Raw genomic sequence first — 11,743 nt, 5'->3', positions numbered from 1 at the left:
TCGGCGAAAGCGCCCTATCACCATGGCATCTGGCCCATTGAGTACCCGGGTAGCCGGGTTGTGCACCGAACTGGCGCCGCGGTTGTCGCCCCGCGCCCGCGCCGAGGTCGACGGCGTGCGGCAACGCATCGGGCAGCCGCTTCGGGTGGCGATCGCCGGCCGCCTCAAAGCCGGTAAGTCCACTCTGGTGAACGCGTTGATCGGGCGGCGGGTCGCACCCACCGAGGTCGGTGAGTGCACCCGGTTGGTGACGCAGTTCCGTTACGGCACCTCCGACCGTGTCGACGTCGTCAAACGGGACGGTTCCCGCACCAGCCTGCCCCTGGACGAGTCGGGGATGATCCCGCAGCGTCTGTCGGTGCCGCGTGAACAGATCGCCTACATCGACGTCACGTTGACCTCCGACCGCCTCGAGAACCTCACGGTCGTCGACACCCCCGGCATGTCGTCGGTGAACACCTCCATCTCCGACGAGGCCCGCAAGTTCCTGTTCGACGCGCCCATCGCCGACGACATCGATCCCGACAGCCAGTCTGCGCTGTCGGGCGCCGAGGCCATCATCTACGTGTTCACCCAGTCGGTCCGTGAGGACGACCTGGCCGCGTTGCAGGCGTTTCGCACCATGTCGTCGAAACTGTCGAGCAACCCCATCAACTCGCTCGGCCTGTTCAACAAGATCGACAAGCTCGCGCCCACGCCCGCCGGAGACCCCTGGCCGGTCGCCGAACCCCTGTCGCGCAACCAGTCGCAGGTGATGCGGCGCGTGGTGTCGGACGTGGTGCCGGTGGTGGGGCTGCTCGCCGAGACCACCGAGGCCGGGCGCCTCACCGCCGGCGACTGCGAGGCGCTGCGGAAACTCGCCGAACTGCCCGCCGAGGAACGCGCCATCCTGCTGGCCGCCGCGTCCCTGTTCGCGACCCGGGAATGCCCCGTGCCGCCGGAGCAGCGTGAACGCCTGCTGCGGCTGCTGGACCTGTACGGCATCAACTTCGCCATCGCGCACCTGGTCGCCAACCCGCAGATGGCCACCGGTGAACTGGTGCGGATGCTGTTCGCCGCTTCCGGGTTCCCGCGCCTGCGCACCACACTGGACCAGGCGTTCCAGTTGCGGACCGACGCCATCAAGGCCGGTTGGGGCCTGACCCGGCTGGAGGCGGTCGCCTCCGCCAGCGAACACCCCGCCGAACGCGAGATGCTGCGCGACGCCATCGAACGCGTCATCCAAGACCCCGAATACCACCGGTTGCGGCTCATCGAGGTCGCCGCCCAGGTCACCACCGGCGCCGTCGAACTGCCCGCCGACATGGAGGCCGAGGTCGCGCGCCTGGCGTTGACGTCGGACCCGCAGCGGGTCCTGGGAATGCCGCACCAGCCACCCGAGGCCCTGATCCGTGCCGCCCTGGAGGCCAACAACCGGTGGCGGGCGTTCGCCGTCGGCGGCGCCTCCCCCGCGCAGGCCCGCGTCGCCCACGTCGTCGCCCGCGGCTTCCACCTGGTCGCTCAGCGGCTGCGAAACCCCCGGCCGGCGCATTAGGCTCGACACACCCCCACCCGCTTCGACCCCCACGCACCTCGATAGGAGAACCCGATGTCGACAAGCCACCTGCGGCTGATAGCCACAGTGGCGGTCATTGCCGCCACGGCAACGACCGGCGCCGTCACCGGACTACTCGCCGCCACCGAAGAGGCGTCGTTCGCCGTACCGGCCGCGGTCGCCGGCGCGGCCGGCGCGGCCCTCGCCGGTGTGTGCGTGCTGCTGATCCTGGCCGGGCGGCTGCAACCGGCCGCCGCCGCAGGCACCGAGCAACCCGACCCGGCCGCGCTGGCCACCATCGACCAGTTGGGCGCCGAACGCCGCACCCTCATCAACACCTGCATCTACGTGCGTGACCGCGCCACCAGTCAGGCCATCGCCGACCGGATCGGCGCCGGCCTGGCCGAAGCCGGTGTCGCCACCGTGGCGCCGGTGGGTGAACGGTTCGACCCCACCCGGCACGAGGCCGGCGGCACCACGCCGGCGCCCGACCCCAGCCAGGACGGCGTCATCGCCGTGGTCGAGACCCTCGGGTACGCCGACCGCGCCGCCATGCTCCGCAACCCCATCGTCACCGTCTACCGCAGCGCAGGAGCCTGACCCGTGACCACCACCGCGCCCGCGCAGAAGAAACCCACCGCCAAGGAACAGATCGCGGCGTTGAACAAACTGTGCGGCACCGCCGTCACCAACGGCATCGCCGCGTTGCGTAAAGTGGACGCCGACGCCGCGCAGGAGATGGACGCCATCCGCCGCGACGCCACGTCCCGGCCCGCCATGGTCATCGTCGGTGAGACCAAACGCGGCAAGTCGTCACTGACCAACGCCCTCATCGGGGTGCCGAACCTGTCGCCGGTGGACGCGGCCGTGGCCACCAGCTCCTACCTGGAGTTCGAGCACGGCGCCGAACACACCGTGCAGGCGTACGTGCCCGGCAACGAGGTACCGGTGCGGCTCAACCCCTCCGACATCCGCGACTGGGGCACCACCCTGGGGCAGCTGCCCGGTGGGATGCGGCCGCCCCGGCGGCTGCGGATCCAGCATTCGGCGCCGCTGCTGCAGTACATGTCGCTCATCGACACCCCCGGCGTCGGCGGCCTGGACGCCATGCACGCCGAGGTCGCGCTCGACGCGGTCGCCCGCGCCACGGCACTGCTGTTCGTGGTGGACTCCTCCTCCCCGTTCTCGCGTCCCGAACTGGACTTCCTCATCGAGGCCAGTAAACGCGTCAACTTCGTCATGTTCGCCCAGACCAAGATCGACGCCTACCCCGGTTGGGAACGCATCCGCGACGACAACATCGCGCTGCTGCAGACCCACGCGCCCCGGTTCGCGACCGCGCCGTTCTTCCCGGTGTCGTCGCGGTTGGCGGAGATGGCGTTGACGATGCCCGTCGACGCCGCCAAGACCCTCATCACCGAGTCCCGCATCGCCGCGCTCCAGCACGCCCTGATCAACCTGGGCACCAAGGGCACCGTCCTGCAGCACGCCAACGTGCTGCGGTCGCTGCGCAGCGAGTTCATCCGCCTGGACCTGGGCGTGGCCGAGCAACTCAAGACCCTCGACCCCGACCCGGCCGTCACCGAGAAACTCAAAGAGGACAAGAAACGCGTCACGTCCCTCAAACGCAGCCAGAACAAGCAGTCGAACATGGCGCTGCGCACCGAGATCCAACGCGCCCGCGTCGAGGCGACGTCACGGCTTCGCACCTACGTGCAGAAACTCCAGGAGGAACTGCTCAACAAGGTCGAGAAGTCCAACCGGGGCGAGATCAAACGCATGCCCGAGGAGGTCGACCGGGCACTGCACGCCCTGTCGGTGCGGTTGAGTCAGGAACTGGACTACCGGTTCAAGGTCCTGGCCGACCGGGTCCTGGCGCAGATGTTCCCACCTCACGAACTGGCGCAGGTCATCGGCCGCATCAACGCGCAACTGCGCATGCAGTCCGGTTCCAAACCGCGCCGTGAGGCCTCCGGCGACAACGCCATGCTCATCATGTCGTCGGCCGGTTCGGCCATGATGATCGGCCGCGTCGCCACCATGGGCGTGGGCGCCGCCGGTATCGCCGCCACCGGTGTGGCCTCGGTGGCGTTGACGGCCTCGGGCGTGGGCCTGGGCCTGGCCGCCGCCGCGTTCGTCATGTACCGCCGCAAGGTGTCGCAGGACCGGCAGCAGGCCGGCCGGTGGGTGCGCGAGGTCCTCCAGGAGACCCGCGCCTCCCTGCAGGACGAGATCCAGTACCGGTTCACCGAGATCGAGTACGTGTTCAACATGGCGCTCGACGACGCCCTGGAACGCCGCGGGCAGCAACTGGACAAGCAGATCGCCGCCGCCGAGAAGAACCTCAAACAGGACCAGGCCACCCGCGCCAAGAAGAAGGAGGGCCTCACCAAACGCCGCGAGGCGTACAAGACCAAGGTCAAGCAACTCGACGAGGTGCTTGCCAAGACCCGGCTGGTACTTCCCAAGGCACCCGCCGAACCGAAGGGGTGACCCGTGGTGAGTATGGACTCCTGGCCTGAACCCGACGAGGCCGGCGACGACGGCACCGGCTTCGACGCCTTCGACGAACCCGGTTTCGACGACGACACCCTCGACCTGTCCGACCCGGCCGACGACTTCGACGACGACCCGGCCGCAGACGACGAACCCGGCGACGACACCCCGCAGGACACCCCCGACGACACCGGCCCACCCGGCGACGACTTCGACACCACACCCGACCCCGTCACCGGCACCGACCCCGACGCGGTCGACTTCGCCGACGGCGACGCGTTCACCCCCGACTTCCCGCCGCAACTGGAACTGGACCCGATGCCCGAACCCGTCGACGGGCCACCCTGGAGCGACGCCGACCTGCTCGGCGACACCGTCGACACGTTCACCTGGAATACCCTGGACACCACCGCCGTCACCGACGACCTGCTCAGCATGGACGCCTCCACCGGAGACTGGAACAGCCTGCTGCAGTCCGACGACCCGGCGGTGGCCGGCCTCGCCAGGTGGTGGCAGCCCTAGACCGACCGGGCACCCCTGGCACACACCACCACCGGGGGAACCGCATGGTCCACGAATCGGTCATCATCGTCGACGCCGCCAACGTCGTCGGCGCCACACCCGACGGCTGGTGGCGCGACCGGCGCGCCGCCACCACGCGGCTACGCGACCGCCTGGCGCACCTGACCCACACCGGGCTACCCGACTGGCCACACCCGCCGCCGGTGCGGGTCGTCCTGGTCACCGAGGGCCGGGCCCGCGGCGTCGCCTCCAGCGACACCGTCACCGTCGAAGAGGCCACCGGCTCCGGTGACGACCACATCGTCGACCTGGTCGCCGCCGGCACCGTACCGGCCCTGGTCGTCACCTCCGACCGGGAACTGCGCCGCCGCGTCCACGCCGCCGGCGGCCACACCACCGGCGCCGCGGCACTACGCCACCCACCTCCCGCCGACGGAACCGAGTGCAGCCGCCACGACACGAGGTGACGCACCACCCGCCGTGGCCACCGGGTGTAGTAGGTTCGAATATCCCAAACCGTAAACGCGCTGACGCGTCGATCCAAACCGGAGGTTCGGGTGACCGAACCTGATCATTACAAAATCTTGGGAGTCACGCCGTCCGCCGACACCACCGAGATCCGGCAGGCGTACCGAAGGGGTGTGCGCGACGCCCACCCCGACGCCGGCGGCGACCCCGACCGCTTCCACGCCATCCAGACCGCTTACGAGGTCCTGTCCCACCCGCACCGCCGCGCCGAATACGACACCGCGCGCGGCACCCACCGCGGCTGGCGCGTCGGCAAACCCCCCGGCCGGCACGCCAAGGGCCGCCGGGTCAAGGCATGGCGCGTCCAGACACCCGCCACCGACGGCGACAACACCGCCGAAGTCGTGGCCAGGCCCTGGTTCGTCGACATCAACCCGCACCGGCGGCTGCGGCACTCCCCCTCGGCGTGGCTGCGCGGCGCACTCGCCGCCGCCGCCACGACCGCGTGGCTGGCGATCTCGACCCTGCTGGCGTTCACCGTCTTGGGCGGCGACCTCTACCCCGCCGTCAAGGCACTGGTCTTCCCGTACCTGATCGTGACGACCGTGGCCGTGGCCGCCTCGGCCGCCCGCACCCTCAAACCCCGAAAACCCGTCGCCCGTATCGCGATCCTGGCCGCCGCCGCGGGAGTCACCTGGCTGTTCGGTCCCACCGCGATCGCGGTGCAGATGTCGGCGCACCTGGTCACCGTCGCCACCGTCCCCTGGTGCGTGCGGCGACTGCGGATGGCGGCGCGACTGCAGGCGGCGGTCCGTTCGGCGCTTCGCGACTACAACGCGTTCGGGCCCGCCGGGGCCCGCCCCAGCGCCGACCGCCGCACCGCGACCGTCCTGCGGTCCCTGTTGGAGCGACTGCCGGCCGCGCGACTGTTCGTGCGCGTCCCCGTCGGTGACCACCGCGCCGAGTACACCGTCGTGTGTGGCCGCCGCGTCGCCGTCATCACCCCGCCCGTCGCGCGCACCCTCGACGACACCGGCGCCGAACACCTCCCCGACGCCGTCGCCGACGTCGACCGGTTGCTGCCCGGCGCGGAGGTCCGCGGCTACGTCGTGTGGCCGCACCTGCCGGTGGAACGCATCTCCGGTGCCCACGCCGTCATCCGGCACCTGTCGGCCTCCGACGCCGCCGCCGAGATCGGACGCTGGCTCGCCGACGACGCCTACACGCTGCACCTGCCGACACTGCGGCGGTTGCGGGACCGCCTCGCCGGTGGTGACGTGGGTGGCCTGGTGCCGCAACAGAACCGGCGCACCGTAGGGGTGTGACACCCCGGTCACCCCACACACCACCGCATGTAAGGTAAGCCTTCCCTTCCCTCTCGGCTTGGAGGTGTGCGCTGTCCATCCCCGACGCACCACGACACCACGACGCGCAACGCCACATCCTCACCCGACTGTGGACCGCCGCCACCCGCGAACCCCTCCCCGGCATCACCCACCACCACCGCACCCACCGAGGCCACCACCTGCGAAGCCACACCGGTGCCACCATCACCGGCCCACACACCCACGACTTCGACACCACCCACGCCCACATCCACATCGACGGCATCCCCATAACCCACCCCGCGCAACTGGCACCCCACCTCACCCCCGACCCCACCACCGCCGCCCGACTGGCCGACCAGGCCACCGAATCCGCCCGCAACCTCGCCCACGCCCGCGCCGCCGCCACACCACACCCACCCCCACACCGACTCCACGACACCGCCACCGCACACCACCCCGACCCCGGCGTCTACTTCGAACAGATCAACCCCGACGGACACCCCCTCCACCCACTCAACCGCACCCGAGGCGGCCTCCCACCCGAACGCCTCACCGACTGGGCACCCGAACACCACCCCACCGTCACCCTCCCCCTCATCCCCCTCACCGGCCACCACCACACCGGCCGCGACTGGCCCTGGCACACCCCCGACCGCACCCCACTACTACCCGTCCACCCACACCAGGCCACCCACCGGCCCCACCTCACCGCCCACGCCACCCTCACCGCCGCCCCCCTCATGTCGCTGCGCACCCTCGCCCCACACCACCACCCACACCTACACGTCAAAACCTCCGTCGACCTCCAGATGACCAGCGCCGTCCGGCACGTCTCCCCCGCCGCCCTCCACAACGGACCCATCCTCAGCCGCGCCCTCCACACCCTCACCCCCCACACCGGCATGGCCGTCCACCTCGAAACCGCCACACTCGCCGCCGACCACCACGGAAACCCCGACCCCGCACTGGCCGCGATCATCCGCCGCACACCCCCGCGCGCCCCCGGCGACATCACCCTCCCCGTCGCCGCACTCACCGCCACCTGCCCCGACACCGGCACACCCCTCATCGCCACCGTCATCACCGCCAGCCGCCTACCACCCGACCGCTGGTGGCACCACTGCGCCGCACTCCTGACCACCGCACCACTCCACCTCGCCACCCGCCACGGAATCGCCCTCGAAGCCCACGGCCAGAACACCCTCCTCACCCTCCGAAACTGGCGCCCCCACCGACTCGTCTACCGCGACTTCGGCGGCGTCCGCGTCGACCCCCACACCCCCGCCCTACGACACGCCCCCGCCCTCACCGGCGACATACCCGAACCCGACCCCGACGCCCGCCTCACCGTCCTCACCGCGGCCCTCTACGCCACCGTGCTGCGACACCTCGTACACTCCCTCAGCCACCACTACACCCGACCACCACACCACTGGTGGCGACCCGTCACCACCCACACCCACCACCACACCCGGCACCACTCCCACACTCACGACCAACTCTTCGGCGACACCTGGCCACTCAAGGCCACCACCGCCATGCGACTGGCACCCGACCCGCTACGCAACCGGTGGACCCCCATCCCCAACCCCATCGCCGGACACCGATGAACCACCACGCCGCAGCCCACCACCTCGTCCACGCCGTCCTGGCCGCCGCATGGCGAGAAGACCTCGCCCACATCAGAACCCGCGCCCACCGCCACGGCGACACCCACACCACACCCACCGGCACCGGCACCCTGCGCTTCCACGCCCACACCCACGCCTTCGCCCAGATCACCCCACACGGGACCGTCCACCACGACGACCACCCCGTCACCGACCCCGCCACCCTCCTGCGACTCCTCGAACCCGGCGCCGACATCACCGAACTGACAGACGCCGTCGAAGGACTCGCCCTCGCCCTCACCCGGCACCGCCACATCACCGACCACCACCGCGCCCTCGCCCGCACCCACCACGCCCACGACTCCGTCACCCTCGCCCACAGACTCGCCACCGGCCCCCGGTACCAACCCTGCCGCCACTTCGAACCCCTCGCCGTCACCGGCCACCACCTACACCCCGGCGCCCGCACCCGACTCGGCTGGACCCACACCGACCGCCTCAACCACGACCTCGAATCCCACCACACCACCCGTCTACCCGTCATATCCGCAAGCCGCGAACTCGTCACCACCACCGGCCAACCCCTCGACCACCTCCTCACCACACTCCACCCCCCACTACGCGCACACCTGCACCCCGACCGCGTCCTCATCCCCCTCCACCCCTGGCAACATCGACACGTCGTCACCACCCGGCACCACGACCTCTACCGCCGCGGCCTCATCCACGACCTCCCCGACATCCACATCCCCGCCGAACCCACCGCCTCCATCCGCACCCTCGTCCTCCCCGACGGCCACTACCTCAAGACCTCACTGGACATACACATCACCTCCACCCGCCGCGGCATCTCACCGGCCACCGCCGCCAACGGCCCCGCCCTCTCACACACCCTCCACACCATCACCACGACCGACCCACACCTGAGGGAACGACTCACCGTCCTCCCCGAACCCGCCGCCGTCAGCGCCCACCACACACACCCCGCCGCCCGCGACCTCACCTGCATCCTCCGCGGCCCCCTCCACCACCACACCCGACCCGGTGAACTCGCCGTCCCCGCCACCGCCCTACCCGCCACCTCCCCCCACACCGGCACCACCATCGCCACCGAACTCGCCGCCCACCACCCCGGCACCCCACAGGACTTCCTCACCCGATACGCCACCATCCTGCTGGGCACCACACTCCACCTCGCCGCCCACTACGGAATCGGCCTCGAAGCCCACCTACAGAACTGCATCCCCGTCTTCCGCCACGCCACCCCCGTGCGCGTCATACTCCGCGACCTCGGCGGCGCACGCATCCACACACCCCGCCTCACCGCCGCCGGCCACACACCCCGACTACACCCCCACTCCGTCACCACCACCGACGACATCACCGTCACCCACACCAAGGTCGCCTACACCGTCATCCAGAACCACCTCGCCGCACTCGTCAACGCCCTACACCACGACGGCACACTCCACGCCACCGACGCGTGGAAGACCATCGGCGAGATCATCGCCGACACCGACATCCCCACCACCGACCGCGACTTCTACACCACACCCACCCTCCCCCTCAAAGCGCTACTCCACATGAGACTCCACAACGGACCCGACCACCACGTCCCCGTCCCCAACCCCCTGGCCACATGAACCCCCACATCACACACGCCATCACCACACTCACCACACCCGTCTGCGCCTACATCTACGACCTCCACACCCTGCGACAACGCATCCGGCACACCCGCGCCGCACTACCACCCCACGCCCGCCTCCTCTACGCCATGAAGGCCAACAGCCACCCCGCCATCGTCACCGAAGCCGCCCACACCGCCGACGGCATCGAAGTCTCCTCCGGCGGCGAACTCGACATCGCCATCGCCGCCGCACCACGACACATCGCCTTCAGCGGACCCGCCAAGACCGACCACGCCCTCACCACCGCCATAACCCACCCCACCCCCGTCACCATCAACGCCGAAAGCACCCACGAACTACGACGCATCGACCACATCGCCGCCCACACCGGACACACCGCCCACGTCGCCCTCCGCGTCAACCGACGCGCCACCACACCCGGCGGCAGCCACCGCATGACCGGCACACCCACACCATTCGGAATCGACGTCACCGGACTCCCCGACGCCATCGCAATCACCCGCCGACTCCCCCACATCCACCTCACCGGACTCCACCTCCACGCCGTCAGCAACAACCTCGACGCCACCGCCCACGCCGACTTCGTCACCCGATCCCTCCGATGGGCACACCACACCGCACGCCGACACGACATCCACCTCGACACCGTCAACCTCGGCGGCGGCATCGGAGTCGACCCCACCGGCCACCGCACCTTCGACCTCACCGCCTTCGGCCGACGCATGCGCCGAATCCGCACCGACACCACCGTCGTCTTCGAACTCGGCCGCCACCTCACCGCCGACACCGGCTGGTACGTCACCGAAGTCATCGACCTCAAACGCAACCACGGCCGCCACTTCGCCGTCATACGCGGCGGCACCCACCACTTCCGGCTCCCCGCCGCATGGGGCTACAGCCACCCCGTCCGGGTACACCCCGTCGACGCCTGGCCCTACCCGTGGCCACGCCCCGAAGTCACCGACACCCGCGTCGACGTCGGCGGTGAACTGTGCACACCACGCGACGTCCTCGCCCGCTCCGTCCCCGTCACCCGCCTACGCGTGGGCGACCTGCTCGTGTTCCCCGGCACCGGCGCATACGGCTGGGACATCTCCCACCACGACTTCCTCCACCACCCCCACCCGCAGGTCGTCGTCCTGCCACCACGCTGACCCGGGTCACACGACGAAACCGGCACGTCCCAACACGTCCTCGGTCAACCCACGCCACACGCTCCGAGTCGCACTCCCGCCACCGGACACGACGGCGCCTCCGTACGCGACATCGCCGCCGGAGCCGGAGCCGATCCCGCCCCGGTGTACCGGTACTTCGACGGGAAGGACGCGCTGTTCAAGAAGGCCGTCGAGATCGGGCCACCCGCCGGCACGACCGTCCGCTCCGACCGGCGGGCCCTCCCCACGTGTACTCCACGAGGTGGTGTACACGAGCCGAGCAAGTCCGAAGTGGAGTGTCCCCTGCCGGCCGTGCTCCGCTCCGCGGGCCGTCCCACCGTCCGAGAACGGCTCCGGTCCGTCCCGGTCGGGCGGGTGATGTCACACCCGCCGGGTATACCGGGCGGGAACCGGAAGCCGACCCGAATGGAGACACAATGGACACGATGACCGCCGCCCGGCGATGGGCCGACACCTGGCAGACCGCGTGGCCCCGCCAGGACGTCGAGGCGATAGCGGCACTCCAGAGCGCCGACGGTGACCATTACGCGTCGATGTTCCGCCGCTACCGGGGACGGGACGGACTGCGGGACTACCTGCGCGAGTGCTTCACGGAGGAGACCGCCCCCACCCGTTGCCGCTTCGCGACGCCGGTCGTCGACGGCGACACCGCCTCCGTCGAGTACTGGGCGGTCATGACCACCGCCGAAGGGCCGTCGACGATCAGTGGCTGCACGGTGATCCGCTTCGACGCATTGGGACTGGTCGCCGAGGCCAGGGACTACTCCCACATCAAGGCCGGCGAACACCGGCCACCGGGACACCTGTTCCCGACCCCTTGAGGGGGCCTTCAGGCGATATTCCAGGAGGGTGAGGGAGGGTATGGGGGTCGGGTTCACGCGGGTGTCGAGGCGTGAATGCCTCGGATGCGATATATCTTGAATGAAAAGGCAAGGTGTCGGGCGTGAAAGCGATCACC

At 70.2% G+C, this 11,743-nt stretch carries 10 protein-coding genes and 1 pseudogene; all 11 read left to right on the top strand.

Features of this window, described 5'->3' with window-relative positions; all coding sequences use genetic code 11:
- Nucleotides 1-22 precede the first annotated feature (22 nt).
- The 11 genes and pseudogenes from LX16_RS07845 to LX16_RS07795 all read left to right on the top strand — a co-directional run bounded on the left by LX16_RS07845 (nucleotide 23) and on the right by LX16_RS07795 (nucleotide 11,606).
- The gene (locus LX16_RS07845; RefSeq protein WP_147135269.1) at nucleotides 23-1,534 is read left to right on the top strand and encodes a dynamin family protein; all 1,512 of its coding nucleotides are present in this window, start codon (nucleotides 23-25) and stop codon (nucleotides 1,532-1,534) included.
- Nucleotides 1,535-1,588: 54 nt separating this feature from the next.
- Nucleotides 1,589-2,134, top strand: a complete 546-nt coding sequence (gene grpE / locus LX16_RS07840; RefSeq protein WP_147135266.1) for a nucleotide exchange factor GrpE — start codon at nucleotides 1,589-1,591, stop codon at nucleotides 2,132-2,134.
- 3 nt (nucleotides 2,135-2,137) lie between these two features.
- Nucleotides 2,138-4,027: a dynamin family protein gene (locus LX16_RS07835; protein ID WP_147135263.1), complete on the top strand. Its 1,890-nt coding sequence runs from the start codon at nucleotides 2,138-2,140 to the stop codon at nucleotides 4,025-4,027.
- Nucleotides 4,028-4,030: 3 nt separating this feature from the next.
- A complete protein-coding gene (locus tag LX16_RS07830) occupies nucleotides 4,031-4,552 on the top strand; it encodes a hypothetical protein (protein ID WP_147135248.1) in 522 nt (173 codons plus the stop codon).
- 44 nt (nucleotides 4,553-4,596) lie between these two features.
- On the top strand, nucleotides 4,597-5,019 hold the full coding sequence (locus LX16_RS07825; protein ID WP_147135245.1) for a PIN domain-containing protein: 423 nt from the start codon (nucleotides 4,597-4,599) through the stop codon (nucleotides 5,017-5,019).
- 90 nt (nucleotides 5,020-5,109) lie between these two features.
- The gene (locus LX16_RS07820; protein WP_280176796.1) at nucleotides 5,110-6,345 is read left to right on the top strand and encodes a J domain-containing protein; all 1,236 of its coding nucleotides are present in this window, start codon (nucleotides 5,110-5,112) and stop codon (nucleotides 6,343-6,345) included.
- 71 nt (nucleotides 6,346-6,416) lie between these two features.
- Nucleotides 6,417-7,958: an IucA/IucC family protein gene (locus LX16_RS27455; RefSeq protein WP_342210850.1), complete on the top strand. Its 1,542-nt coding sequence runs from the start codon at nucleotides 6,417-6,419 to the stop codon at nucleotides 7,956-7,958.
- Nucleotides 7,955-9,601: an IucA/IucC family protein gene (locus tag LX16_RS27895; RefSeq protein WP_147135234.1), complete on the top strand. Its 1,647-nt coding sequence runs from the start codon at nucleotides 7,955-7,957 to the stop codon at nucleotides 9,599-9,601. Before LX16_RS27455 ends, LX16_RS27895 begins: the two co-directional genes overlap by 4 nt.
- On the top strand, nucleotides 9,598-10,764 hold the full coding sequence (locus LX16_RS07805) for a type III PLP-dependent enzyme domain-containing protein (RefSeq protein WP_147135231.1): 1,167 nt from the start codon (nucleotides 9,598-9,600) through the stop codon (nucleotides 10,762-10,764). The genes LX16_RS27895 and LX16_RS07805 overlap by 4 nt, the downstream gene beginning before the upstream one ends.
- A gap of 96 nt (nucleotides 10,765-10,860) precedes the next feature.
- Nucleotides 10,861-11,214 (top strand): annotated as a pseudogene (locus LX16_RS28200) (TetR family transcriptional regulator); the annotation flags it as partial.
- Nucleotides 11,202-11,606 carry a nuclear transport factor 2 family protein gene (locus LX16_RS07795; protein WP_147135228.1) on the top strand — a complete coding sequence of 135 codons (405 nt, stop codon included), beginning with the start codon at nucleotides 11,202-11,204 and terminating at the stop codon, nucleotides 11,604-11,606. The pseudogene LX16_RS28200 and the gene LX16_RS07795, both read left to right, overlap by 13 nt.
- Nucleotides 11,607-11,743: the final 137 nt, after the last annotated feature.

Origin of the sequence: Stackebrandtia albiflava (assembly GCF_007994225.1) — a bacterium.
In the GTDB taxonomy this organism is placed as follows: domain Bacteria; phylum Actinomycetota; class Actinomycetes; order Mycobacteriales; family Micromonosporaceae; genus Stackebrandtia; species Stackebrandtia albiflava.
Note: the sequence above shows the minus strand (reverse complement) of the source record. Positions and strands in the feature narration are given on the sequence as shown.